Annotated in this window: 18 protein-coding genes, 2 tRNA genes and 1 pseudogene; 2 read left to right on the top strand and 19 right to left on the bottom strand. The window is 71.5% G+C overall.

Features of this window, described 5'->3' with window-relative positions; genetic code table 11:
- Positions 1-42: 42 nt before the first annotated feature.
- The 3 genes from GA0070610_RS05130 to GA0070610_RS05120 form a co-directional block, all read right to left on the bottom strand.
- Complete coding sequence (locus GA0070610_RS05130; RefSeq protein ID WP_088998954.1) at positions 43-1,035, bottom strand: hypothetical protein; 993 nt, start codon at positions 1,033-1,035, stop codon at positions 43-45.
- Positions 1,019-1,399 carry a DUF7768 domain-containing protein gene (locus GA0070610_RS05125; RefSeq protein ID WP_088998953.1) on the bottom strand — a complete coding sequence of 127 codons (381 nt, stop codon included), beginning with the start codon at positions 1,397-1,399 and terminating at the stop codon, positions 1,019-1,021. The genes GA0070610_RS05130 and GA0070610_RS05125 overlap by 17 nt, the downstream gene beginning before the upstream one ends.
- A gap of 87 nt (positions 1,400-1,486) precedes the next feature.
- Positions 1,487-2,776, bottom strand: a complete 1,290-nt coding sequence (locus tag GA0070610_RS05120; RefSeq protein ID WP_157747032.1) for an FAD-dependent oxidoreductase — start codon at positions 2,774-2,776, stop codon at positions 1,487-1,489.
- Between the two features lie 292 nt (positions 2,777-3,068).
- On the opposite strand from GA0070610_RS05120, the gene GA0070610_RS05115 reads away from it, so the two are divergent.
- Positions 3,069-3,623: a hypothetical protein gene (locus tag GA0070610_RS05115; RefSeq protein WP_088998951.1), complete on the top strand. Its 555-nt coding sequence runs from the start codon at positions 3,069-3,071 to the stop codon at positions 3,621-3,623.
- 137 nt (positions 3,624-3,760) lie between these two features.
- Here GA0070610_RS05115 and GA0070610_RS05110 read toward each other — a convergent pair.
- The 6 genes and pseudogenes from GA0070610_RS05110 to GA0070610_RS05085 form a co-directional block, all read right to left on the bottom strand.
- A tRNA-Ile gene (locus tag GA0070610_RS05110) sits at positions 3,761-3,837 on the bottom strand.
- A 63-nt stretch (positions 3,838-3,900) separates the two neighbouring features.
- Positions 3,901-5,592 carry a M16 family metallopeptidase gene (locus GA0070610_RS05105; RefSeq protein WP_088998950.1) on the bottom strand — a complete coding sequence of 564 codons (1,692 nt, stop codon included), beginning with the start codon at positions 5,590-5,592 and terminating at the stop codon, positions 3,901-3,903.
- Entirely contained in the window at positions 5,589-6,539 is a 951-nt protein-coding gene (locus GA0070610_RS05100; RefSeq protein WP_089003280.1) for a hypothetical protein, read from the bottom strand. The genes GA0070610_RS05105 and GA0070610_RS05100 overlap by 4 nt, the downstream gene beginning before the upstream one ends.
- 43 nt (positions 6,540-6,582) lie before the next feature.
- Positions 6,583-7,821 carry an NAD(P)/FAD-dependent oxidoreductase gene (locus GA0070610_RS05095; RefSeq protein ID WP_088998949.1) on the bottom strand — a complete coding sequence of 413 codons (1,239 nt, stop codon included), beginning with the start codon at positions 7,819-7,821 and terminating at the stop codon, positions 6,583-6,585.
- A pseudogene (locus tag GA0070610_RS05090) lies at positions 7,811-9,933 on the bottom strand (MMPL family transporter). Before GA0070610_RS05090 ends, GA0070610_RS05095 begins: the two are co-directional and overlap by 11 nt.
- Positions 9,934-10,113: 180 nt before the next feature.
- Positions 10,114-10,186: transfer RNA gene (locus tag GA0070610_RS05085), tRNA-Asn, on the bottom strand.
- A gap of 272 nt (positions 10,187-10,458) precedes the next feature.
- Here GA0070610_RS05085 and GA0070610_RS05080 point away from each other — a divergent pair.
- Positions 10,459-10,863, top strand: a complete 405-nt coding sequence (locus GA0070610_RS05080) for a hypothetical protein (protein WP_088998948.1) — start codon at positions 10,459-10,461, stop codon at positions 10,861-10,863.
- A 181-nt stretch (positions 10,864-11,044) separates the two neighbouring features.
- Here the strand turns inward: GA0070610_RS05080 and GA0070610_RS05075 are convergent, their stop codons facing one another.
- The 10 genes from GA0070610_RS05075 to GA0070610_RS05030 form a co-directional block, all read right to left on the bottom strand.
- A complete protein-coding gene (locus tag GA0070610_RS05075; RefSeq protein ID WP_088998947.1) occupies positions 11,045-12,052 on the bottom strand; it encodes a sugar phosphate isomerase/epimerase family protein in 1,008 nt (335 codons plus the stop codon).
- A 305-nt stretch (positions 12,053-12,357) separates the two neighbouring features.
- Entirely contained in the window at positions 12,358-14,466 is a 2,109-nt protein-coding gene (locus tag GA0070610_RS05070; protein ID WP_088998946.1) for a ThuA domain-containing protein, read from the bottom strand.
- Positions 14,467-14,541: 75 nt separating this feature from the next.
- Positions 14,542-17,409, bottom strand: a complete 2,868-nt coding sequence (locus GA0070610_RS05065) for a PQQ-dependent sugar dehydrogenase (protein ID WP_088998945.1) — start codon at positions 17,407-17,409, stop codon at positions 14,542-14,544.
- A 307-nt stretch (positions 17,410-17,716) separates the two neighbouring features.
- Positions 17,717-18,781 carry a polyprenyl synthetase family protein gene (locus GA0070610_RS05060; protein ID WP_172896401.1) on the bottom strand — a complete coding sequence of 355 codons (1,065 nt, stop codon included), beginning with the start codon at positions 18,779-18,781 and terminating at the stop codon, positions 17,717-17,719.
- Positions 18,778-18,966, bottom strand: a complete 189-nt coding sequence (locus GA0070610_RS05055) for a hypothetical protein (RefSeq protein ID WP_231925912.1) — start codon at positions 18,964-18,966, stop codon at positions 18,778-18,780. The genes GA0070610_RS05060 and GA0070610_RS05055 overlap by 4 nt, the downstream gene beginning before the upstream one ends.
- Complete coding sequence (locus GA0070610_RS05050; RefSeq protein WP_088998943.1) at positions 18,950-20,110, bottom strand: inositol-3-phosphate synthase; 1,161 nt, start codon at positions 20,108-20,110, stop codon at positions 18,950-18,952. Before GA0070610_RS05050 ends, GA0070610_RS05055 begins: the two co-directional genes overlap by 17 nt.
- Positions 20,111-20,595: 485 nt before the next feature.
- Complete coding sequence (locus tag GA0070610_RS05045) at positions 20,596-21,819, bottom strand: Gfo/Idh/MocA family protein (protein ID WP_172896646.1); 1,224 nt, start codon at positions 21,817-21,819, stop codon at positions 20,596-20,598.
- A gap of 53 nt (positions 21,820-21,872) precedes the next feature.
- Positions 21,873-22,928 carry a substrate-binding domain-containing protein gene (locus GA0070610_RS05040; protein WP_088998941.1) on the bottom strand — a complete coding sequence of 352 codons (1,056 nt, stop codon included), beginning with the start codon at positions 22,926-22,928 and terminating at the stop codon, positions 21,873-21,875.
- A gap of 165 nt (positions 22,929-23,093) precedes the next feature.
- Positions 23,094-24,218 carry an ABC transporter permease gene (locus GA0070610_RS05035; protein WP_088998940.1) on the bottom strand — a complete coding sequence of 375 codons (1,125 nt, stop codon included), beginning with the start codon at positions 24,216-24,218 and terminating at the stop codon, positions 23,094-23,096.
- Positions 24,215-25,726, bottom strand: coding sequence for a sugar ABC transporter ATP-binding protein (locus GA0070610_RS05030; RefSeq protein ID WP_172896645.1), 1,512 nt, complete (start codon positions 25,724-25,726; stop codon positions 24,215-24,217). Before GA0070610_RS05030 ends, GA0070610_RS05035 begins: the two co-directional genes overlap by 4 nt.
- Positions 25,727-25,954: the final 228 nt, after the last annotated feature.

The raw sequence follows: 25,954 nt of genomic DNA, 5'->3' as shown, positions 1-25,954 counted from the left end.
CCAGGCATCTTGACCGACCATCCTCAACGGACAGACACCGGGTTACGAGACATCCTTAGCAAGGACCAGTTGACCGATCATCGCCTGCGCATTGTTTCTTACGCCGAACTGCGTCACCTTTCCGGAGTCCCTCGTGGAAACCGAGGTGACCGCATGGATGAGGACACGGAAGAGTCGCACCAGACGACCGTGGGAGCCCTCACCCCGGATCTGCAGCAGGCCGTTCCACTCATCTTCGTTGGTCTGCCAGGGCGCAGACAACAGGTGGCCGAGGCCAACCATGTTCAGCCAACTGCCCAACAGAGCGACATCCCCCATCGGAAAGTCCCGCGACAGCATGGCGTCATAGAATGCGAGCCCGGGAACACCGGTAGCGATGTCTCCGTCTCCGAACTGGAGGTAGTGGCCCGCGTAGCCGAGGGATATCTGCCTGCGGATGGCCCACTCGGCTGGCTGGTTCTCCTCCCTGGCCCGCACGAACGGCGAGAAGTAGCTGTAGGTCAACGCCTGGACGTCACGAGTCCCGAGGGCGCGGAACATCAGCTTTCGCGCCAGGGTTTCATCCGGCTCCACTCCAGATCGCCCGCCGGTCGCCGACCAGGCGCCCAGGTAACCCTCGAGATAGTCGGTCGTGTCGTCAGGCTTGTAGACGATCGGCCTGATGAGCCGCAGTTTGTCGACGTCGTCGGTGAAGTAGAGGGGATACCTGGCGGCATCGTGCTGGTAGAGACGTTGCCGAGACCTGATGAACTCGTCCACGGTCGCGTTGTAGGACACCGGCTGCAACGTGCCCGCATGAACCAGCTGTGACAGCAGGATTCGTGATCCCTCGCCCAGGGCTGTGTTCTCCCAGATCAGCGAGATACCGCAGTAAAGCGACGCAGCGGAGCCCAGAACCAGTCTCTTGAGTATGCCCTCGAGCAGGGCCCCCGTCATCTGGAAGTTGGCGGACTGCGACAGCTCCCGGTCGAGAAAATGAAGGTAGATCGGCCTGAAACCTCCGGCGAACGGCACCGGGTCAGACGGCGACAGCACCAGAATTTCGCCCCCCCGACGCGCGCGCGAGGACCGCTGCGAGCTGCGATACTGGCATGCCCGTCTCCTTCAGCACCTCGTCCTCGAAACGCACCTCGTCCGGCTGGATCTCCTTGATGTCGGCGACCCACGTGGAAATAGAGAAATATCTGACCGGTTTGCCGAGCTTGTGCGCCAGCTCAATCTCGGCGTAGACGCCGTTCGCGACGTCGCCAAACACCCACGTCTCATCGGTGATAGCGACAAGGTTGTTGTTACCGCGCCGGACCAGGTCACGGTCCACCCGGTCACCGAGAAAGTAGTCGAAAATGCGAAAAGGATTGAGCGGGACAGCATTGTTCCGAAGCACGAACTCGGAGACCACGTCCCGACAATAGAAGGTCAGCTTTGAATGTGCCGTATAAACTGCCAGGACCCGCTCTGCGATATCCACCCTGCATCTCCAGACCTCTCAGCGCGCCCGAAGGTGCGTCAATGCCCGAAGCCCGACATAATATCCGCTGACAAGGGCAGCCGTCAAGCCTCGGAAGATCCCGCTGGAGTCGCCGGCGAACCAGATCGGAGCACCGCCAGCGGCCCGAAGATCATCGTCAACGTGAATGTACGAACCCACTCCCTCAATGCAGGGACCATGGACGACCGCGTCCCGCAATTGGCGTGGTCCGAAGTCATGGACCAGCTGCCGCAGTCCGGAAACCAGAGCGTCCGCACCCTTGTCCCCGTACATTGCGGCTAGGCCGCCATTGGCAGCGGCGGCTCCCGGATTCACGACGTCGACCAATGGAATCTGCACCACTCGCCGGGTACCTCGAACATTCGCGGTCACTGCCCGCCACACGTCGCTTCCCAGATCTGGAGACGTGATACGGAGGTTGAAACCGACGTTCGAAAGTCCCGTCGGCGGGCAGTCTGCCCGACCCGACAGCGTCCGCCACTCATCGAAGTCGGTGACGACGACCTTCCCGTCTCGACAGCAGCAGAACGTACGCCACCCGATACCGGCAAACTCACTCGAGCACAGATACTTCGAATCCACAGCGGGGTCCGAACGCAGGAAGAACGTTTCGGATGGTTGCTCGATCCGGATGCCGATTTCAACCCGTCGGTAGACTGTGCTCAGCCCTTCGACCTGCATCCGGCACGACAACGGACCGAAACGACCGGCAGCGTAGATGACAGCCTTGGACTGGATGACCGCTTCACCGATCCCGGTCCGCACGGTGACATCCAGGCCGCCCAGCCCGTTGGCGGTGATGCCGGTCGCAGCGCCACGGATCGTACGACCTGAAAGACGAGTAGCGAGTTCGCGCGTCAGGGCGTACCGAGCCTCAAGCGACAGATAGCCAGACTCGTAGCGCTTGGCCCGAAAGTGGGACGCTTCGTCCTCGACGGAAGTAGATGTCTCCTGCGGGAAGGCCGGCGAGTCCAGCCCTCTCTCCGCCAGGATCGCGCAGATCGCGGCGTATGACTGCCTGAGCGCGGGCGCAGGGTGTAGGCGCCACAGCGCACTCGCCGACGGATAGAACGAGAACTTGCCGTCGGAGAACAGCCCCGCCCCACCCACGCCCCTTGCCCGGTGTTCGGGCACTGCGGCGTCCCGCTCGTCGAGATCAGGACCCGACTCGACAACCAGCACTGTGAGACCGGTTTCCTCCAAGGCAGCCAAGGCGCCCAGCCCCGCCGGACCGGCACCGACAACGACGACATCGCAACGAATCGGAGATGTCTTGCGTCGTTCCACCTTCCCCCCTCATCCAGTTCGACGGCATCAGCACGAAAGGTGTGAGCAATAGCGGTAGGAATCTCGGGATTAGCGTCGGTACACGCGATATTGACACGCCCGGACTCCAGCTCACAACCAGGCAGATTCACGCTGTAGCGCGCCTTTGCGCATACCGGCACATTTGGGGATATGCGCTTCGGGACGATTCGGGCCTCGACGGTCACGGTCGATGCGAATTATTCCAATCGACTTGCCTCGATGATTTATCGTCATGGACGGGCCGCCCCAATGAACCTCCAGGGAGGAACGAGTGCCCCGACGCGAAGTCACCAACGCCGAACTACTGTTGGTTGAGTACCAACATCTGAAGGACGAGCAGAAGAATCGGGTCACTTTTCGCGACAATCTTGTCTACGCAACGCTCGCCTCGATGGCGGCAGTGGTTGCCGCCACGCTAAGTTCTAAGAATCACACCGACCTTCTGTTGCTCCTTCCGCCGGTGTCGGTGCTGCTGGGCTGGACCTACCTGGTGAACGACGAGAAGATCTCGGCGATCGGTACGTACATTCGCGAGGATCTGGCACCTCGCCTGGGGCACCTAACCGGCGAGGAAGAACCTGTTTTTCGATGGGAACTGACTCACCGGTCCGACCAACGACGACGCACGCGGAAATTGCTGCAACTGATTGTCGACGTGTCCACTTTTTGCGGCCCGCCGCTGGCCGCGGTTGCAATTTCGTTGACCTACGGTTCACGAGAGACCGTACTCGTCGCCGCGTCCATCATCGAGATCGTCGCCGTAGGCGTCCTCGCCGCTCAGATCATTTCTTACGCCGACCTTCGCGGTCCGGCTGTCGTCAAGTAGACGAAGAGTGCCCGTTCCACGCAGGACGGCTGAACTTCATGCGCCGTGCTGCGCCAACCGGCTCGCCGACCACCGCCCCACCGACGTGAGTCGAACTCTTCCGTTCGGGACACCTGGCGGGGCGCTGATGTTTGTGCTGGTGGGGCGGGCGGGACTCGAACCCGCGACCGAGGGATTATGAGTCCCCTGCTCTAACCGGCTGAGCTACCGCCCCGTTACCGCGCCGGATCCTATCCCGCCGGGTGGATCACCGGCCAGTACGAAACGGCGCCGTCGCTCATCGGCGTCGCCGGCGCAGCAGCACGATGGGCAACGCGAGGATAACAGTGAGCAGCCATCCCACGGTGATGACGCCCCACAGCCAGCCCTTGTCGCTCTCGGCGGTCTCGGTGATGAACATGCCGAGGGTCAGCAGAGCGTTCGCGCCGCCGATCGCCAGCGCGGCGAGGCCGCTGACGACCATCAGCGGGATCTCCCACCAGGAGCGCTTCGCCGGCTCCCGCCGCTCGGCGCCGCCAGCGGCCCGTGGCTGCGGGATGCGGTCCGGGTCGCGGGCCGGCATGACCACCTGCCGACCGGCCGGCACCTGGGAGTCGATCACCCGGATCGCGCCGGGGTGCAGGTCGAACATGGTCGGTTCGATCCGCATCGAGATGGCGTCGTCGCCGATGAGCTGCCGGGCGCCGTCGGGCCAGGCGAGCATCAGGGCGCATTCGGCGTACCGGACGGTGAGCGGGCCGCCGTGGCCGAGCCAGCTCACCCCGTCGACGCCGACGTGCAGTTCGCCGTCGCCCTCCTTCTCGCGGTAGGCGGTGCCGGCCACCGTGCCGGCCGAGCGGGTGGGCGCCGCGGCGAAGCCGGCCCAGTCGGCGCGGTACCCCTCGGGCACCATCAGCAGTGCGCCGGCCAGCGCCTCGCGGGCCACCTCGTGCACGTCGTCGACGTCGACGGCCTTCAGCTCGGCGCGGTGCTCGTCGACCGTGAGGTTGCGCTCGCCGGTGAGCACGTTGAAGGCGTACGACGGCAGCCGTGCCGCGTCCACCTCGGCGGTGCCGAGGAAGTCCTCCCGCTTCGCCACGACGGCGTCGAGGTCGGCCTGTTCGATCCGGCCGACGCGCAGCTTGGCGAGCGTGTCGACGAAGCCGCCGAGCACGGCGTCCTGCTTCTCCGGCAGCGAGTCGGCCAGCGCCCGCAGCGTCGCGTGGCCGTCGCCGCGCGGCTCGTAGCCCGCCGTGGTCTGGTAGGACAGGCCGCCGTCCTGGCGCAGCGCCCGGTACAGCTCGCGCTCCAGCACCCCGGCGAAGACGCTCGCGGCGGTCCGGCGCCGCACGACGGCGTCCAGCACCACGGCCCGCGAGCCGCTGACGAAGTACGCGGGGGTCTGCGGCAACGCGGACGACGCCGCCGGCACCGGCTGCCGTACGCCCGACGGCAGTGCCAGCCGCAGCCCGGCGGGCACGGACTTCCCGGCGATCCAGAGCACCGCGTTCTCCCGGGTGAACCAGCGGGCCGCCCACTGTCGCAGGTCGTCGGCGGTGAGCGCGCCCAGCCCCCATTCGGGGTAGCTGGTGATGCCGAAGTCGCGGGCGCCGTGGCGCCACAGCGGGATGTCGTCGACGGCGGCCGTGCCCCGGCTGCTGTGCTCGGTGCGCAGGATCTCCTTCTCCACGTCCAGCCGGCCGGTCGGCAGGTCGGTCAGGTTGGCGCAGACCGAGGTGAGGAAGGTGGCGATGTCCTGCGCGGAGCCCTGCATGTGGAACGTGGTGAACACGGGCGCGGTGGCGCCGTTGACGTGGTAGTCGGCCAGCCCGAGGGGGGCCAGGGCGAGGTGTTCCAGCAGGTGGGTGATGCCGCTGCGGGCGAGCGTCTCGTCGGCGGTGCCGACCCGGAAGGTCAGCCCGGCGCGCATCGGCCCGCCGGTGGGGGCGAGCAGCGTGGGCACCCCGTCCACGTCCAGTTCCTGGATCATGACTGCCCGCCCTTCGCGTACGCCTTGTCGCGGAACTTCTGGAACTGCTTGGCCGGGTCGCCGATGTAGCCGAACATCGCCTCGTCGCCGAGCGGTCCCATGGCCGCGAACTGCTGCGCCGCCGCCGGGTACTCCTCCAGGAGGCAGAAGGCCATCGCGAAGACGCTGCGTACCCAGACCCAGCCCCAGCCGTTGCGGAACCCGGGGTGCCAGACCGACTGCTGCGCCGCCTGGTGGATCTCGTGCCGCACGTGCGCGCCGCGCAGGTGGGCGCTCGCCTTGCCGAGGTTGTCGTGGTCGAGCGCCTCCTCCAGGTGGGCCTCGACCACCAGCACCGCGTTCGGGGCGCCGGGCGGGGCCGCGTCGGCGCACTCCCGGGCGAAGCCGTGTGCCCGCTCCCAGGTGCCGCTCCACTTGGGACAGAACTGTTGCAGCAGCGACGCCTGGGCCGGCAGGTGGTGGGGGTGGTGCTTGGCGAGCTGGTCGTAGCGGCGGCGGGCCTCGGCCTGGCCGAGCTCCAGTCCGCGCGCGTTGGTGATCCGCTGCGTCCACGCCGCCGCGTCGTCCGGGTGCCGGGCGGTGACGTCGATCAGCACCTGCTCGGCGCGCCGCAGGTGGTCGTGGAACTGGGCGAACTGCTCCCGGCTGACGTGCTGGGCCCGGTAGGACGAGCGGATCCGCCAGCCGGCGCGGATCAGGTGCGACCCGAGCAGGGCGCCGGCGAGCGCGTCGTCGGGCCGCTGCGCCAGCACGTCCCGGAGGAATTCCTCGATGTCCTCGGCCTCGCCGGCCTCGCCGACGAGGAAGGTCCGGCCGTGCGGGTCCTGCCCGTCGACGAGCGCGCGCAGGGCCGGCCAGTCGCGCGCTGCGAGGGCCGCGCGCACCTGACCGACCTGGGGGTACGCCGCTGCGGCGTCGAGGTCGGGCGGCGGAAGGGGTGCGGGCATGGCGAGGAGCATAAGTGATCTTCAACGGGCCGTGACCCACCGTTCAGCCGGTACGCAGCTCCGACAGGACGGCCCCGGCGGCGCGCCAGCCGCTGGTCAGGGCGCCCTGGATGGAGGGGCTGTCGCGGTGGTCCCCGGCCACGAACAGGCCCTCCCCCAGCGCCACCGCCTTACGCAGCCGGCCCTGCGGCGGCGGCGCGGCGGGCAGCGCGTCGGGAATGGACACCGTGCCGAGGTGGGTCCAGTCCGTCGTGGAGCGGCCGTAGAGGCGGGTGAGTTCCGCCCGTACGGTCGCCTCGGGCGGGGCCGTCGGACCGACGACCGAGGTGGCGACCAGGTGCCACCCGGCGGGCGCGTACGTGGGCGCGGCCCGGCTGACGACCACCGTGTTGGCGACGATCTCCCGCCGGTCGCCGTCGACGAGCAGGATCGGCTCGTCCAGCGGCGGCTCCTGGGTGCCGTGGTAGTAGGTCGTGTAGCTGTGCATCCGTACGGCCGGCAGGCCCGGCAGGAGCGTGGCCGCCGCGGGCGGGTCCACGGCGACCACGACGGCGCGGCAGCGGATGTCGCCGGCCTGGGTGCGGACCCGCCCGGGCGCCACCTCGGCGACCGGGGTGTCCAGGTCGATCAGTTCCGCCGGGAGCGGGTCGGCGACGGCGCGGGGCAGCGCGGCCATCCCCTCGGCGGGCAGGCCGATGCGGCCCCGGGCGAAGGAGCGCAGCACCATCGCCAGCACGTGGCTGGACGTCTCCAGTTCCCGGTCGACGAGGACGCCGGAGAGGAACGGCCGCAGCAGTTCCTCGACGATCGCGTCGGAGAGGCCGGCGCGGCGCAGCGCCGTCTCGGTGGTGGTCTCCGGGGCGGCGAGCAGCCGCCCCTTCGGCAGGGTGGCGCAGCCCGTGGCGAGCGCGGCGAAGCGCAGCCGGTCGAGCAGCGAGCCCACGCCGGCCAGCGCGGTGCCGGGGACGCCGGTCGGTTCGCGCAGCGGGTTCACGAGGCGGGTCAGCCGGTCGCCCTTGCGCACCAGCACGCCGGAGGTGAAGTGGCCCAGGCGCAGCCGGTCGACGTCGAGCAGGGCGCCGAGCCGGGGGTAGGCCGTGTTGAGCACCTGGAAGCCGCGGTCGAGCAGGTAGCCGTCGACCGCGTCGGTGGCGACCCGGCCGCCAAGCCGGTCGCCGGCCTCCAGCAGCCGCCACGGCACGCCGGCGCGGTGCAACCGCCGGGCCGCGGCGAGCCCGGCCAGGCCGCCGCCGACCACGATCACGTCGGTCTCAGCGAGCATCTCGCGCCTCCCGCTCTCCGTTCGTCCGGGACAGCCGGCCCGGCCACCAGATCTTCGGCCCGATGTCGTACGCCAGCGCGGGCACCAGCAGCGAGCGGACGACGATGGTGTCGAGCAGCACCCCGACCGCGACCGCGACGCCCAGCTCGACCAGCACCACCAGCGGCAGTACGGCCAGCGCGGAGAAGGTCGCGGCGAGCACGATGCCGGCGGAGGTGATCACGCCGCCGGTGACGGCGAGCCCGGCGAGCACGCCGGCCCGGGTGCCCCGCCGGACGGACTCCTCGCGGACGCGGCTCATCAGGAAGATGTTGTAGTCGATGCCGAGGGCGACCAGGAAGACGAAGGCGAAGAGGGGAAACGAGGCGTCCACGCCGGGGAAGTCGAGGAGGTACCGGAAGACCAGCGCGCAGAGGCCGAGCGTGGCGGCGAAGCTCAGCAGGACGGTGGCGATCAGCAGGAGCGGCGCCAGGAGCGCCCGCAGCAGCAGGGCCAGGATGATCGCGATCACCACCAGCACGACGGGAATGATCACGTTGCGGTCCCGCGTCGAGGCGGCGGAGGTGTCCACGTTGATCGCGGTGAAGCCGCCGACGACGGCGTCGGAGCCGGGTACGCCGTGCACCGCCGCCCGCAGCGCGCGGACGGCCCGCTCGGCGCCGTCGCTGTCGGGCGGGTCGGCGAGCGTCGCCTCCAACTGCACGGTGTCGTCGACGACGGCGGGGGGCGCGTTCGGGTCGGGCGGGCCGGTCCGGTGGGCGGTGACGGGTCGTACGGTGGCGATCCCCGGCACGCCCCGGGCCACCCGGGCGACCTCCTGGGCGGTGTCGCGGGTGGTGAAGATGGTGGCGGGGCTGCCGGTGCCGGCCGGGTAGTGCCGGGCGATCACCTCCTGCCCGGCGACCGAGTCGGTGCGCCCGGTGAAGAGGTCGGACTGGCCGAGCGTGGTCGCGCCGAGCTGCGTCAGGCCGAGTGCGAGCGCGGCCATGGCGAGGGTGGTGAGCAGCCAGACGGGTCGCGCCCGCCGGGCGACGAAGCCGGCGATCCGGCTCCAGATGCCGTGCTCGGCCCGGGGGTCGGCCCGGTCGTACGGGGGGGGCGGCGCGGCCAGAACGCCCACCGCCCGCCCAGCACCAGCAGGGCGGGCAGGAACGTCAGCATGACCAGCAGGGTGGCGCCGATGCCGATGGCGGCGACGGGGCCGAGCGCCCGGTTCGAGTTCAGGCTGGACAGCAGCAGGCAGAGCAGGCTCACGATGACCGTGCCGCCGGAGGCGACGATGGCCGGCGCGGCGCCTCGCCAGGCCGCCCGCATGGCGTCCCAGGGGCGCTCGTGCCGGTGCAGTTCCTCCCGGTAGCGGGCGACCAGCAGCAGCGCGTAGTCGGTGCCGGCGCCGAAGACGAGCACGGTGAGGATGCCCTGCGCCTGCCCGTTGAGCTTGATCACGTCGGCGTCGGCGAGCAGGTGGACGAAGACCGCGGCCAGCGCGAAGGACATCCCGGCGGAGAGCAGCGGGAAGATCCACAGGACGGGGCTGCGGTAGACGACGAGCAGGATGACCAGCACCACGCAGAGGGTGACGATCAGCAGGGTGCCGTCGATGGCGGAGAAGACCTCGATCAGGTCGGCGAGCAGGCCGGCGGGGCCGGCCACGTCCACGCCGAGCCCGTCGCGGTCGTCGCCGGCGATCGCGCGCAGTTCCTCGACGACCGTGCCGATCCGTTCGCCGTCGGCGTCGTCGATGGGTACGACCACCTGTAGCGCCTGCCCGTCCTCGCTGGGGATCGGCGGCGGCAGCGGGCCGACGACGCCGGGCACCCGGGCGAACCGGGCGGCGTCGGCGGCCACCCGCTGCGCGTCGGCGTCGGTGAGGCCGCCGGCACGTTCGTAGACCACGAGGGCGGGGGTGGTCGGTCGCTCGACGAACCGGGCGGACAGCTCCTGCGCCCGGGTGGCCTCGGCCTCGGCGGGCAGGAAGGAGGCGTTGTCGTTGGTGGCGACCTCGCTGAGCCTGCCGGCGTACGGACCGGCGACCGCCCCGACGACCAGCCACGCCAGCACGACCGCCACGGCGACGAGCGTGATCCTGCCGTGGCCACCTCTTCCGGGCATCCGTACCCACCCCATGAATCGACGTATCAATCGACGCAGCGGGAGTCCAAGTCGACATCGACCATCCTGCCGGGCGAGCGGGCCCGGGGTGACGGAAACGGGTCACGGGGCGGGAACGGGTCACGGAGGCGGGAACGGCGAACGCCCGCCGGCGTGGCCGACGGGCGTCAGGTGTGGAAGCTCCCCCGTTTGGACTCGAACCAAAAACCTGCCGGTTAACAGCCGGCTGCTCTGCCAATTGAGCTACGGGGGACCGTTGCGTCGTCCGGCGCCGATTTCGCTGCGCCGTGCGACGGGGACAAGAGTACAGGATTCCGGGGGGTGTCGGTCCAGGGGGTTACCCCCGGAACCGTTCCCTGGGCCAGACGATAATAAACCGAGACAAATCGTCATCCCGGCACAAGGAGGTATGAGCGGAGAGCAGGATGGGTAGTTAGCTGCGGACAGAGAAGACAGGCGCGATTTGGTCGCCTCCGGTGGGGTAGCCCGCCGGACGACGGCGCGTCAGGTACGGAAGGAGCCGCCATGCGCGGAAAGATGATGTTCCTTGGCGGGCTGGCTGCGGGATTCGTCCTGGGCGCCCGTGCCGGTCGGGAGAAGTACGAGGAGCTGGTGATCCGGGGCCGCAAGGTGCTCGACCACCCGACCGTCCAGGAGGCGGCCGGTGTCGCGCAGGCCCAGGCGACCCGCCTCTACAGCGAGGGCAAGGACAAGCTCGGCCAGTCGAAGCTGGGCGAGAAGCTGAGCACCAACGGCCAGAAGCAGGAGCTGACCGCCGCCGACGACGCGTTCGCCGGCACGCCGGCCACGGTCGGCGCGAAGAGCGCCTCCGGGTCGTCGAGCACGAGCGCGACCCCCGGGTCGACGTCGGCCACCACCACGCCCCGTAGCAAGCCGTCCAGCTCGGGCACCAACGGCAGCACCCTCTGATCGCACCTCCGAGCGGGCCGGACGCCTTCGGGCGCCCGGCCCGCTCGGGTGTTGCCCGCTGCCGCCGGCCGCCCCCGTGTGCGCCCGCTGACGCAGGCCCGCCCGGGTGCGGGACCCTCGACGCCGGCCCGCCCGGCTGCCTGACCCTCGGTCCCGGCCCGCCCGGGTAGGCCCGGAGCGGTCAGTCCTTGCTGCTGAACGCGGCGTCGAACGCCGCGGCCGGGGCGTCGAAGGCGAGCCGGCGGACGAACTGCAACGCCTCCGGGGCGCCGACGAGGCGGTCCATCCCCGCGTCCTCCCACTCGATCGAGATCGGGCCGGCGTAGCCGATCGCGTTCAGCGCCCGGAAGCAGTCCTCCCAGGGCACGTCGCCGTGGCCGGTGGAGACGAAGTCCCAGCCGCGCCGCATGTCCGCCCACGGCAGGTGCGAGGCGAGTCGGCCCCGCCGCCCGTCGCCCGTACGCACCTTCGCGTCCTTGCAGTCGACGTGGTAGATCCGGTCGGCGAAGTCGAAGATGAAGTTCACCGGGTCCAGCTCCTGCCAGACGAAGTGCGACGGGTCCCAGTTCAGCCCGAACGCGGGCCGGTGCCCGACCGCCTCCAGCGTCCGCTTCGTCGTCCAGTAGTCGTACGCGATCTCGCTCGGGTGCACCTCGTGGGCGAAGCGCACCCCCGTCTCGTCGAAGACGTCCAGGATCGGGTTCCACCGGTCGGCGAAGTCCTGGTAGCCGCGCTCGATCATCGACGGCGGCACCGGCGGGAACATCGCCAGCGTGTGCCAGATCGACGAGCCGGTGAAGCCGACGACGGTGTCGACCCCCAGCTTCGCCGCCGCCCGCGCGGTGTCCTTGACCTCCTCGGCGGCGCGGCGGCGTACGCCCTCGGGTTCGCCGTCGCCCCAGATCCGGGCGGGCAGGATGCCCTGGTGCCGCTCGTCGATCGGGTGGTCGCAGACGGCCTGGCCGACCAGGTGGTTGGAGATCGCGAAGACCTTCAGGTTGTGCTTCGCGAGGGTCTCCCGCTTCCGCTCGACGTACGAGTCGTCCGCGAGCGCCTTGTCGACCTCGAAGTGGTCGCCCCAGCAGGCGATCTCCAGCCCGTCGTAGCCCCACTCGGCGGCGAGCCGGCAGACCTCGTCGAACGGAAGGTCGGCCCACTGGCCGGTGAAGAGCGTGATGGGTCGCGCCATGGTGCTTCTCCCCTGTGGTGATGGGGGATTCCGTGGGTGCGTGACCGGGGCGAGGGTGACCGGCCGGGCCGGCACACGGCGGGCCGCTGCGGAGCGCCGGTGGGTGCCTGCGCACCTGGACCGGGCGGGTTGCGCCTCCCGCCGGTCACCGGCAACCGCGACGGTCGCCGCCCCCACTCTAGGACCACCGGGCCCCCCACGAAAGCCCCGCCCCGCCCCGCGATCCTGCGGCTGTCCGCCCCCGGTGCGCACACCGTGCCGGGCCGGACCGCCGGATCGCGGGGCGGAACGGGAGGGTCAGCGGATCAGGGCAGGGTCCACTTCTGGTTGGCGCCGGTGTGGCAGGTCCACAGGTGCACGGCCTGCCCGTCGGCCGGGTTGTTGCCCGAGACGTCCAGGCACTTGCCGGTCTGCGGGTTCTTCAGCGTCCCGTCCGCCTGGGCCGACCAGTTCTGCGCGCCCGTACCGTTGCACGTCCACAACTGGATCTTCGTCCCGTCCGCCGAGGCGCCGCCGGAGACGTCCAGGCACTTGCCCAGCGCCTTCACCGTCGAGTTCGGCGTCACCGTCCACGTCTGCGCGGCCGTGCCGTTGCAGCCGTGGATCTGGATCTGGGTGCCGTCGGCCGTGGCCGCGTTGCGCACGTCCAGGCACTTGCCGCCCAGGCCGCGGATCGGACCGACGCCGCCGCTGCCACCGGACCTGACCAGGGTGAAGTCGTCCACGTCGAAGAGCCCCGTGCCCGAGCCGGTGAAGGTCAGGTAGAGGTCCCGGGTGCCGGACGGCACCCCGGACAGGGCGGTCGTGACGTCGGCGAAGGTGGTCCAGCTCCCCGTGTTCGGCACGGCGACCGAGCCGAGCACGGTGCCGGTCGTGGATCCCGTACGCACCTGGAGGGTGCCACCCGGCCCGCCGGAGACGACCCGCGCCCGCAGCGACGTCACCCCGGTCAGGTCGACCCCGGCGTACGCGGCCCAGTCGCCCGGGTCGATGTGGCCGAGGGTCTGCCCGCCGTTGGCGCCGGCCTTGGCGAACGGGGCGACCCCGCCGGCCGAGCTGAACGCCTCCGCCTGGACGGTGGTGTTCCCGCCCGGCGGGTCGACGCCGAGTTCCCTGATCCGGATGTTGCGGAACGACGCGTCGTCGCCGGTGCCGTGGTTCTGGAGCCCGATGTGGCCGGCGAGCGAGCGGACCGGGTCGGTGTTGGTGAAGTCGTTGATCTTCACCCCGTTGAGGAAGACCTGGAGGCGCTCGCCCTCGACGAGCAGTTCGTAGGTGTTCCACTCCCCCGGCGGGTTGAGCGCCGCGTCCCGGGCGGCGATGTCGGCGGACTTGAAGGTGTAGACGGCGCCGGTCGTGCGGTCGGCCGCGTCGGTGGCGTCGATCTGCACCTCGTAGCCGTTGTTCACCGCCGACCAGGGGTCGCTGGAGGCCGGGAAGCCGATGAAGACGCCGGAGTTGTCGTCGCCGGCGAGCCGCCAGTCCAGCTTCAGCGAGTAGTTGGTGAACTGCTTCGCGCTGTACCAGTACAGACCCATCCCGCCGACCGAGGTGAGGGTGGCGTCGGCGTTGCTGAAGCTGCCCGGCCCGGCCTGCGACCAGCCGGTGGTGGAGCCGTTGTAGAGCGGCGTGTACCCGCTCTCGGGCCGGCAGTCGGCCTTGGCCCGGCCGGCCGCGTACCGGATGCCGCCGAGCAGGTGGGCGCGGAAGGCCGGCTCGGCGTACGACGCCTGGGTGTGCCCGCCGCCGGTGTAGAAGGACCGGCCCCCGCTGTGGGTCTTGCACCAGGAGTGCGGGTGGTCGGCGCCCATCGAGCCGCCCGAGTAGGAGGACTCGTCGAGGGTGGCCAGCACCCGGGCCGTGGAGCGGGCGTTGGTCTGGTAGTTGTACCACTCGTCGGTGCGGGTCCAGGTCTGCGGCAGGTGCGCGGTCGCCGCGTGCGCCCGGTTCTCCGCCTTGACGTTCGCCTGCTGGATGTGCGGGTGCGAGGCGAAGTACGCCCCGACCAGGTTGCCGTAGAAGGACCAGCCGTACTCGGTGTCGGCGGCGGCGTGCACGCCGACGTACCCGCCGCCGGCGCCGATGTACGACTCGAAGGCGCTCTGCTGCGTGGCGTCGAGCACGTCGCCCGTGGTGTTGAGGAAGACCACCGCCTCGAAGCGGGACAGGTTGGCGGTCGTGAACTGGGCGGCGTCCTCGGTGGCGGTGACGGTGAAGTTGTTGGCCGCGCCGAGGTCGCGGATCGCCTGCGTGCCGACCGCGATGGAGTCGTGCCGGAAGCCGGCCGTCTTCGAGAAGACCAGCACGTCGTACGGGGCGTCGGCGGCGCTGGCGGGGGTGGCCGGGGTGGTGCAGGCGAGGACGGCGAGGACGGCGGTGGCCGCGCCGAGGAGGGGTCGGAGGAGTCTGCGCATGTCGCTCTCCAATGCCGGGGCTGTCGAGGGCCCGCCGGGGCGGGGAGGGGCACGGCGGCCCCTCCCCGCCTCAGGTCAGGGCAGGGTCCACTTCTGGTTGGCGCCGGTGTGGCAGGTCCACAGGTGCACGGCCTGCCCGTCGGCCGGGTTGTTGCCCGAGACGTCCAGGCACTTGCCGGACTGCGGGTTCTTCAGCGTCCCGTCCGCCTGGGCCGACCAGTTCTGCGCGCCGGTGCCGTTGCAGCCGTACAGCTGGATCTTCGTGCCGTCGGCGGACCCGCCGCCGGAGATGTCCAGGCACTTGCCCAGCGCCTTCACCGTCGAGTTCGGCGTCACCGTCCACGTCTGCGCGGCCGTGCCGTTGCAGCCGTAGATCTGGATCTGGGTGCCGTCGGCCGTGGCCGCGTTGCGCACGTCCAGGCACTTGCCGCCGAGCCCGACGACCGGGCCGGTGCGGACCCCCGCCGCGCCGGTGGTGAAGGCGAACGTGTCCACGTCGTAGAGCGCGCCGGTGCCCGCGCCGGCGAACGTGAGGTAGAGGGTCCCGGTGCTGGCCGGCGCACCGGAGATGCTGCCGCTGACGGTGGTGAACGTGTCCCAGGCGCCGGTGACCGGGACGGTGGCGGAGCCGAGCACGGTGCCGGTGGGCGAGCCGACCCGCACCTGGAGGGTGCCGCCGGCGCCGGCCGAGGAGACCCGGGCGCTGAACGAGGTCGCGTTGTCGATCCGGTACGGCTCGAACGCGATCCAGTCGCCGTTGTGGATGTCGCCGACGGTCTTACCGCCCTCGGCCGTGGCCTTGTCGAAGGTCCCGACGCCGGAGGAGGTCTTGAAGTGCTCCGCCTGGCGCTTGCGCGGCTGGAGGGTGTGCTGCTTGTGCGTGGTCAGCCCACCGGCGTCGGTGTACTCGGCGTCGAAGACGGCGAAGATGTTCGCCGCGTCGTCGTGTTCACCGTCGACGGGGATGGTGATCGAGCCCGAGCAGCCGTTCTTCGAGGTGATCTGGTGGCCGTGGTTGTCGTGGCCCAGCACGTACGTCATCTTGACCTTGGTGCAGTCGATGGCGGCGTCCTCGGGGTCGGTCACGGTGATGCTGAACGGCACGGTGTCGCCGTAGCTGAACAGCTTGCCGTTGGCCGGGCTGTCGATGGTGACCGTGGGCGCGGTGTTGCCGACGCCGATCTGCACGTTCGCCGTGCCGGTGGCGCCCTGGGGGTCGCGTACGGTCAGCGTGACCTGGTAGGTGCCGTTGGCGGTGTACGTCTTGCTGGGGTTGGCCGCCGTCGAGCTGGTGCCGTCGCCGAACGCCCAGGAGTACGTGAGCGTCCCGCCCTCCGGGTCGCTGGACCCGGCTGAGGAGAAGTTGACGGTCAGCGGGGCCGCGCCGGAGGTCTTGTCGGCCGCGGCGACGGCGGTCGGCGCCCGGTTGCCGCCGGCGATGTAGTCGTAGCGGTAGAGCGCCGAGTTGGCGTCGCCGTTGAAGTAGCCGGTGCCGTAGTCGAGGATGTAGAGCGCGCCCTCGGGCCCGAACGCCATGTCCATGATCTGCTTGCCGTTCCAGGGGAACGTGTCGATGGTTCCCGGGCTGCCGTCGGCGTTGAGGTGGATCGGCTTCACCCAGCCCCGGCCGAGTTCGCCGGCGAAGAACTGCCCGTCGAAGGACTGCGGGAACTTGGTGGTGGAGTTGAGCGCGGCGTCGTAGCGGTAGACGGGGCCGCCCATGGGCGACTCGGAGCCGCCGCCGAACTCCGGCGGGGTGCCGGCGTCGCCGGCGTACCGGATCCAGGCCGGCTTCGCGCCGGGCAGGGTGGGCAGGCCCGTGTTGCGGAACGAGTTGTTGGTCGGCCCGCCGGAGCAGTTGTACTTCGCCCCGGCGGTCCCGGCGGCGAAGTCCCACTCGGCGTACGTCTCGGTGGCGGTGTTGGTGCCCGTGCAGTACGGCCAGCCGTAGTTGCCGGGCCCGGTGATCCGGTTGAACTCGACCTGGCCGCTGGGGCCCCGGGCGCTGGTGGTGCCGGCGTCCGGGCCGTAGTCGCCGACGTAGACGATGCCGGTGGCCCGGTCGACGCTCATCCGGAACGGGTTGCGGAAGCCCATCGCGTAGATCTCGGGGCGGGTCCGCGCGTCCGAGTCGACGAACATGTTGCCGGCCGGGATCGAGTACGTGCCGTTGGCGTTCACCTTGATCCGCAGGATCTTGCCGCGCAGGTCGTTGGTGTTGGCCGCGCTGCGCTGCGCGTCGTACGCGGGGTTGCGGTTGGTGCGCTCGTCGATGGGCGCGTACCCGGCCGAGTCGAACGGGTTGGTGTCGTCGCCGGTGGACAGGTAGAGGTTGCCGGCGGCGTCGAAGTCGATGTCGCCGCCGACGTGGCAGCACATGCCCCGGTCGGCGGGTACGTCGAGGATGTCGACCTTGCTGCCGGTGTTCATCGTGAAGTCGGCGTTGAGGGTGAACCGGGAGAGCCGGTTGACGCCCTGCCAGGCCGAGAAGTCACTGCCGGTCGCGGGCGCGTCCCCGGCGGGGGTGGCCAGCGGCGGGGCGTAGTAGAGGTAGATGTGCCGGTTGGTGGCGAAGTTGGGGTCGGCCCCGATGCCCTGCAACCCCTCCTCGTCGTGGGTGTAGACGGGCACCGTGCCGATCACGGAGGTGGTGCCGGCGGAGTCCGTACGCCGGACCGTGCCGTTGCGGGCGGTGTGCAGGACCGACCGGTCCGGCAGCACCGCTATCGTCATGGGCTCGCCGACCTCGGCGACGCCCTTGGCGAGCGTGACCTGCTGGAAGTCGGTGCCGACGACGGGGTGGGCCTCGGCCGGGGTGGGGCCGCCCAGCGTGGCCGGGCCGGCGCCGAGGGCGACCGTGCCCGCGGTGGCGGCCAGCAGCAGCGCCGAGGCGGCGCTGAGCCGCCGGCGGAGCCGGTGGATGGGGGCGTCCTGGGTGGACATGGGTGTGCCGTCCCTTCCTGACGAGTGACTGCCAGGGCGGGCGCGCGCCGTCGCGCCGGATGCCGTAGCGGGGGATGCGCTCGGCCCGCCGGGTGCCGTGCCCGGCCGGCCGTGACCTGCGAGGGATGGGGCGGACCCCATCGATCGGAGGTCACCAGTCGATGGGTTCCCGCGCCGCCGGTTCACCTCGACGAAACACATTCGTGATGGCCCGACATTAAGCGGCGCACATCGATGTGTCCATACCTTCCGCCGATCCGGCACTAACTTTCGTCGATATCGCGGAAAGTCGCCGGTGTGCGGCGGCTCAGCAGGGCCGGTCGACGGCCTGGGCGGCGAGCCCGGCCAGGGCGGCGCGGGCCTCGGCGGTCACCGGGGCGGACGCCAGGGCCGCGAGCGCGGCCTCGGCGCGTACCCGGATCATCCCCTCGATCCGCTCACGGGCCCCGGTGGCTTCGATGATCTTCCGCAGCTCGGCGGCGCCGTCCCCGTCCAGCGCCGGGTTGCCGAACAGCTCCCGCAGCCGCGCGGCCTGCACCCGGTCCGCGGCGCCACGGGCCAGCGCCATCATCACCGTCGGCTTGCCCTCCCGCAGGTCGTCCAGGACCGACTTGCCGGTGACCGCCGGGTCGCCGAAGACCCCCAGCACGTCGTCGCGCAACTGGAACGCGTCGCCCAACGGGTCGCCGAACCCGGCCAGCGCGGCGACCCGCTCCGGCCCGGCCCCGGCCAGCGTCGCGCCGATCTGCAACGGCCGGGTGACCGTGTAGCGGGCCGCCTTCATCCGCACCACGGTCAGCGCGCTCGCCACCGACCCGTCGCCCACCCCGGAGACCAGGTCCAGGTACTCCCCCGCGATCACCTCGGTACGCATCAGCGCGTAGACCGCGTACCCCCGGTGCACCCGCCCGGGGTCCAGGCCGCACTCGTGGAACATCTGGTCGGACCAGGCGGCGCAGAGGTCGCCGCAGAGCAGGGCGGTGTTGCGCCCGTACGCCTCGGGGTCGCCGCGCCAGGACGAGCGGGCGTGCAGGTCGGCGAAGAGCCTGTGCACCGACGGCCCGCCCCGACGGCGGTCGCTGCCGTCCAGGATGTCGTCGTGGATCAGCGCGAACGCGTGGAACAGCTCCAGCGCGGCGGCGGCCGTCACGATCGGGGCGCCGTCGACGCCGTCCGCGCCCCGCCAGCCCCAGTAGCAGAAGAGCGGGCGCAGCCGCTTGCCGCCGGCCAGCACGAACCGGTGCAGCGCGGTGAAGACGCCCCGGGGTGCGCCGTCCGGCCAGTCCCGGCCCTGCCGGTCGAGGAACGCGGCGAGCGCGGCGTCGAAGCGCGCCCGCAGGCCGCTCGTGTCGGTCGCGGCGTCGGCGGTCACGGTCCCTCCCCGGGGGCAGGCGGGGACGCCATCCCCGCCCAGTAGAGCAGGACGGACGCGGCGGCCAGCGCGGGCGTACGCCGGCCGAGCGTGCCGGCGGCCGCCGCGCCGGCCACGACGTCCCCGGGTACCGACAGCGCGGCCGGTGCCCGGACGAGTTCGGCGAGGTCAGCGAGGCGTGGCATCGGTGTCCCCCGCGTGCAGCCGGCGGGCGAGGTCGCACAGCCGGGTCCACTGCTCGGCCAGCGAGTGGGTGGGCGCGCCGAGCGGGTCCTTGAAGAAGAAGGCGAGGTCCACCAGCGGGCCGGCGTGGCCGGCGGCGTGCGCGGCGGCGGTGAGCCGGGCCAGGTCGAGCACGAGGGGCGCGGCCAGCGCGGAGTCGCAGCCGTGCCAGGTGAACTCCATCCGCATCCCGGTGCCGAGGAAGCCGGCGAAGGTGACCAGGTCCCACGCGGTCTTGAAGTCGCCCAGCGCCTCGACGTACTCGATCCGGGTGCCGCCCTGCGGCAGGTGGCCGAGGGTCTCGCCGAGCACCCGCTGCTTGCTCTCCACCTTGGCCGCGTTGGCCGCCGGGTCGGCGAGGGTGGCGCCGTCGCCACCGCCGAGCAGGTTGACCCCGGACCAGGAACGCACCGCGAGGTGCCGCATCGCGAACATCGGCGCGAGCACGGACTTGACCAGGGTCTCCCCCGTCTTGCCGTCGTGCCCGGCGTACGGGACGCCGTACTCGGCGGCCAGCGCCGTCAGGGCCGGCAGCCGCAGCCCGGTGGACGGGGTGAAGTCGACGTACGGGCAGCCGGCGCGCACCGCCGCGTACGCGTAGAGGGAGCTGGGCGGCAGCACCTCGTCGCCATCGGCGAGCGCGGCGGCCAGCGCGCCCGGGTCGGCGTGGCCCGGGTGCGGTCGGGCGGCCGGTTCGGTGGCCGAGACGTTGACCACCACGACCCGGTCGAGCCGGTGCCGGCGGCGGAAGTCGGTCAGGTCGCGTACGGTCGCGGCGGCCCGGTCCGTCTGGGTGCCGCCGGCGGGGGCCGGGCGCAGCGCGCGTTCGACCGCGGCCAGTTCGTCGGGGAGGGCGGCGACCAGCCGGCCGGGCAGCACGCCGGCGGCGGCCAGGGCCTCGGCCCGCTTCGCCAGCGGGGTGGTGGCAACGTCGTGCCCGCCGAAGACCAGGTCGGTGAAGGCCGGCAGGGCGGGCCCACGCAGGTCGGGCAGCTCGGTGACGCAGCCGGTCGGGCCGGTGAGCCCGGACCGCAGGGCGAGCGCCCCCACGATGCTGGTGGTCGCGACCGAGCCGCGCGCTCCCACCAGCCAGACACCCGTACGCATGGTGCTCCTTCCCGATCAGGAGGAACCAGCCGTGCATTGAGTTACATAGATATCAGAAGTTTGTTCAGAAAGATACGGATCTATGCGGATGGGCCCCGTCCGCCGGCTGCCCCGGGTGGAGCCCGCCGGTCCGGTGTCGACGTCGGCGGCGACGACCCCGGCCCGGCTCCCGGTGCGGGCGCGGACGGACGGGGCTGGCAGGCAGGGCCGGTCGGCGTCCCGTCCCTGCCTCCCCCGCGTCCGCCGGCCGGGACGACGGCGCGCGCCGACCGGACGTCGTGGGGTGACACGGCCCGGCGGCGTCGCCGGGTGGTGACGGTCCTCCGGTGCGGCCGGGGAATCCCGGTCCGGCCGCACCGGACGACCGTTCTGCTCGTGCGGCACCGGGCCACGCCGGCCCGGCCGCACGCCCTCCGGTTCCGACCTCGTCCCGGCCGCGGGGCGCAACCGCGGCCGGACCCTCGCCGGTCGGCACCGGAGTCGGCTCAGGCGGCCACCGTGGTCAGGGCCGGCTCCACCTCCGTCCACGAGGAGCCCAGCTCCGCCGACCGGGTCACCGCGTCCAGCACGAGCTGGACCTGCAACCCGTCCACGAAGGAGGGGGCCGGGTCGACGCCGGTGGCGACCGCCTCGATGAAGTCCCGCGCCTGGTGGGTGAAGGAGTGCTCGTAGCCGATGATGTGCCCGGGCGGCCACCACGCGGACATGTACGGGTGCTCCCCCTCGGTCACCAGGATGCGGCTGAAGCCCTGCTCGGCGGCCGGGCGCGTCGCGTCGTAGAACTCCAGCTCGTTGAGGCGTTCCAGGTCGAAGGCCACCGTGCCCAGCGAGCCGTTGATCTCCACCCGGAGGGCGTTCTTGCGTCCCGTGGCGAAGCGGCTCGCCTCGTACGTGGCCAGCACGCCGCCGTCGAGCCGGGCCACGAAGACCGCCGCGTCGTCGACGGTCACCATCCCGGTGGCCGGGCGGTGACCGTCGGCGCCGTTCGCGTCGGCCGCCGTCAGCCCGTCCACCGCTGCCCCGTCCACCGTCGCCGCCAGCCCGCTCGACCCGGCCGGCAGCGGCCGCTCCTTGACGAACGTCTCGGTGACCGCGCTGACCCCGGTGATCCGCCGGCCGGTGACGTACTGGGTCAGGTCGATGATGTGCGCGCCGATGTCGCCGAGCGCACCGGAGCCGGCCCGGTCCCGCTGCAACCGCCAGACCAGGGGGAACTGCGGGTCCACGATCCAGTCCTGCAGGTACGTCGCCCGGACGTGCCGGATCACCCCGAGCCGACCGTCGGCGACGAGCTGGCGCATCATCGCGACCGCCGGCACCCGCCGGTAGTTGAACCCGCACATCGACCGCACCCCGGCGGCCTGCGCGGTGACCGCCGCGGCGGCCATCGCCCGGGCCTCCGAGATCGTGTTGGCCAGCGGCTTCTCGCACAGCACGTGCTTGCCGGCGGCCAGCGCGGCGAGGGCGATCTCGGCGTGGCTGTCCCCCGGCGTGCAGACGTCGACCACGTCGATGTCGTCGGAGGCGACCAGCTCGCGCCAGTCGGTCGTGTGCGCGTCCCAGCCGAGCCGGCCGGCGGCGTCGGCCACCTTCGCGGTGTCCCGGCCGCAGATCAACGCCATCCGGGCCCGCGCCGGCAGGTCGAACACCCGGTTCACGGTGCGCCACGCCTGCGAGTGCGCGGCGCCCATGAACGCGTAGCCGACCATGCCGACCCGCAGTTCTCTGTCTGTCGTGGACAAGGTGGGTCTCCCCCCGTGTGTCAGAACCCGAGCTTGAGGTAGTCGCCCGCGTTCTCCTTGGTGATCGTCTCCGAGGCGAGGATGATCTCCTTGGGCACCTGGAGTTCCACCAGGTCGGACATGCCCCTGCCCTGGCCGATCAGGCGGGCCAGGGAGATGGCCGAGGAGGCCATCGAGGGGCTGTAGGTCACGGTCGCCTTGAGCACCGTGTTGTCCGCCTGGATGTCCTCCATCGCCTTCTTCGAGCCGGCGCCACCGACCATGAAGAACTCCTTGCGGCCGCTCTGGTTGACCGCCGCCAGCACGCCGATGCCCTGGTCGTCGTCGTGGTTCCAGAGTGCGTCGATCTTCGGCAGGGCCTGGAGCAGCTGCGCCGCCTCCTGCTGCCCCGAGTCGGCCGTGAACCGGGCGGCCCGCCGGTTGGCGACCTTGAAGCCGCTCGCCGTCAGGGTGTCGAGGAAGCCCTTCGACCGCTCCTGGGTCAGCTCCAGCTCGTCCATGCCGGCGATCTCGGCGATCACGGGGTTGCTGACGCCCTTGGCCTTGAACTGCTCGATCATGTAGGTGGCGGCGGCCACCCCCATGCCGTAGTTGTCGCCCTTGATCTGGAGCCGGTAGGCCCGCGCGTCGGGGAACGCCCGGTCCAGGTTGACCACCGGCACGCCGGCCTTCATCGCCTCCAGGCCGAACGCGTTGAGCTCCTTGCCGTCGTGCGGCAGCAGCACGATCACGTCCGGCTTCTGCGAGATCAGCGTGGACAGCGCCGCCCGCTGGGCCGCCGCGTCCGCGCCGGCCTCGACCGACTTGAACTCCACGTCGGAGTACGTCCCGGCCTGGGCCTTGGCGTTGTTGGTGATGGCGGCGATCCAGCCGTGGTCCGCAGCCGGCGCGGAGAAGCCGATGACGACCCGCTTGCCGGGCTCGTTGTTGCCGCCCGGCGCGGCCGCCGCCTTGGTCTGCGCCTCGGTCGGCTTGGTCTCGTTGCTGGTGCAGCCGGCGAGCAGCACGCCGGCGCCGACGGCGGCCCCGCCGAAGAGCAGTCGGCGGCGTGACATGTCGCGACTGTGCTGGGTCATGACGACCTCCTGGGTTGACGGTGGTGGAGGAAACTCGCGGTGCGGGACGGAAGAGGGCGTACGGGGCCCGGCCACCGTCGTTCGGGTGGCCCGGATGTCGCGCGGAGTGCGGATGCGGTTCGGGTACGGGTCGGTGCGACGCGGCCCGGTGTGCTGTGGTGCGGGTCAGGTGGTGGTGAGCCGGTTGCGGCCCAGGAACTGGGTGAGGCTGCGGAACTGGACCTGCTGGACCAGGACGGCGGCGACGATGATGCCGCCCTTGACCATGTTCTGGGCCTCGGTGGAGAGGCCGTTGATGGCGAAGAGGTTGGTGATGGTGGCGAAGATGACCACCCCGAGCAGGGAGCCGATGATGGTGCCCCGCCCGCCGCTGAGCAGCGTGCCGCCGATGATCGCGGCGGCGATCGCGTCCAGCTCGTAGAGGTTCGCCATCGCCGCCTGCGCCGAGTTGGCCTGGGCGGTGAGCATGATGGCGGCGATCCCGCAGCAGAGGCCGGAGAGCGCGTAGAGCAGCACGGTGTGCCGCCGGACGTTGATGCCGGCGAGCCGGGCGGCCTCCGGGTTGCCGCCGACGGCGACCGTACGCCGGCCGAAGGTGGTGCGGTTGAGCAGCACCCAGCCGGCGGCCACCACGGCGGCGAGGATGTAGACCAGCAGCGGGATGCCGAGCAGGCTGTTGCTGGCGAGCCCGTTGATGAAGCCGTTCTCCGACACCTGGGTCTGCTTGTCGGAGATCTCGGCGGCCAGGCCCCGGGCGGCCACCAGCATGGCGAGCGTGGCGATGAACGGCACCAGCCGGCCGTACGAGATGAGCAGCCCGTTGACCAGGCCGACCGCCAGCCCGACGGTGAGCGCGCTGAAGACCATGCCGCCGGCGCCGTAGCTCTGGGTGGCCACCGTGGTGCACCAGACGCCGGCCAGCGCGACGATCGCGCCGACGGAGAGGTCGATGCCCCCGCCGATGATCACGAAGGTCATGCCCACGGTGACCACGCCGACCACGGCCGCCAGCTTGAGGATGCTCAGGACGTTGTCCCACACCCAGTCCGGGTTCGAGTACAGGTCGGAGCGGGTGAGGGCGCCGATCACGACGAGCACGACCAGCACCCCGATCAGGCCGAGGTTGCGGCGGGCGCCCTCGCCGCCGTCGCCCCGCCACCAGGAGATCCGGCCCGGTGCCGCCACCTTGTCGCCGGCCGCCCCGGTCTGTGCGGGATGCACCGGCGGCGACTGCGCCGGCAGGTGTGCCGCCGGCTGCGGCGCCACGGTGGGAGTAGGACCCTCGGTCATGCCGGCGCGCCTTCCATCAGGGACCCCGCCATGACGAGGTCGAGCACGGTGTTCTCATCGAGTTCGCGGGCCGGGGCCTCGTGGACGACCCGCCCCTCCCGCATCACCAGCACCCGGTCGGCCAGGCCGAGCACCTCGGGGACCTCGCTGGAGACCAGCAGCACCCCGACGCCGCGCGCGGCCAGCCCCCGGATCACCTGGTAGAGCTCCGCCCGCGCGCCGACGTCGACGCCCCGGGTCGGCTCGTCGAGCAGCAGCAGCCGGGTGTCGCCGAGCAGCCAGCGGCCGACCACCACCTTCTGCTGGTTGCCGCCCGAGAGGGTGCGCACCGGCCGGCGTACGTCGCGGGGGCGCAGCTCCAGGCTCTCGGCGATCCGGTCCGCCTCCGCCCGTTCCCGCCCCGCGTCGGTGAACCCGGCGCGGGCGTAGCGGGCGAAGGTCGCCAGGGTCACGTTGCGGTAGATCGGCTCGCCCAGCAGCAGCGCCTGGCTCTTGCGTTCCTCGGGGGCCATCCCCATGCCGGAGCGCACCGCCGCGCCGACGCTGCCGGGGCGCAGCGCCCGGCCGGCCATCCGCACCGAGCCGGCCTCGGCGCGGCGCGCGCCGTAGATGGTCTCCAGCAGCTCGGAACGGCCCGAGCCGACCAGCCCGGCGATGCCGACGATCTCGCCGGCCCGGACGTCGAGCGAGACGTCGGCGAACTCGCCGGCCCGGGTCAGCCCTTCGACCGTGAGCAGCTGCGCGCCGTCGGCCGCGCCGGCCGGGCGGTCCGGGAAGACGTACTCGATGGTGCGGCCCGTCATCCGGCTGACCAGGTCGCGGGTCGGGGTGTCGCGGGCCGGCAGGTTCGCCGCGGTGGTCCGGCCGTCCTTGAGTACGGTGACCCGGTCGCCGATCTCGCGGATCTCCTCCAGCCGGTGCGAGATGTAGATGACGGCGATGCCCTGCGCGGTCAGCTCCCGGATGATCCGGAACAGGTTGCCCACCTCGTCGTGGGCCAGCACGGCGCTCGGCTCGTCCATGATGATCAGCCGGGCCTCGTGGGAGAGCGCGCGGGCCATGCTGACGATCTGCTTGCCGGCGGCGGGCAGCGCGCGCACCATCCGCCCGGGCGGGATCTCGGCGTGGCCGAGCCGACCGAGGATCTGCCGGGTACGCCGGGCCATGGTGCCCCGCCGGACGAAGCCGAGCCGGCGCGGCTCGTGGCCGAGGAAGGCGTTCTCCGCCACCGAGAGGTCCTCGACCAGGTCGAGTTCCTGGTAGATCGTGGCGATGCCGGCGCGCATGGCGGCCTGCGGGTTGGCGAAGGTGACCGGGCTGCCCCGCCATTCGACGAGCCCCGAGTCGGGCCGGTGCACCCCGGCCAGCACCTTGATCAGGGTGGACTTGCCGGCGCCGTTCTGACCGAGCAGGCAGTGCACCTCGCCGGCGCGCACCTCCAGCTGCACCCCGTCCAGGGCGCGTACGCCCGGGAAGGTCTTGACCACGTCGGTGAGGCGCAGCACCACCTCGCCCGCGACGGCGTCGGCGGGCGCCTCGACCAGCGGGGCGTCGGCGGGGGCGAGCGGCGCCGGCCCGGCGGCGGGCGTCTCCTCGGTTCGGGCCACGGTCTCCTCCTCGCGCTCGGTCACGACACCTTCTCCGGTCGCGACTGCGGGGCTCGCAGACCCGGCTCACTCCTCGCGCTCACAGCGCCACCTTCGTTCGCGACTGCGGGGCTCGCAGACCCGGCTCAC

Source organism: Micromonospora echinofusca, from assembly GCF_900091445.1.
Lineage (GTDB): Bacteria > Actinomycetota > Actinomycetes > Mycobacteriales > Micromonosporaceae > Micromonospora > Micromonospora echinofusca.
The sequence above is the reverse complement of the archived record's forward strand: the minus strand, read 5'-3'. Positions and strand labels throughout refer to the sequence as shown.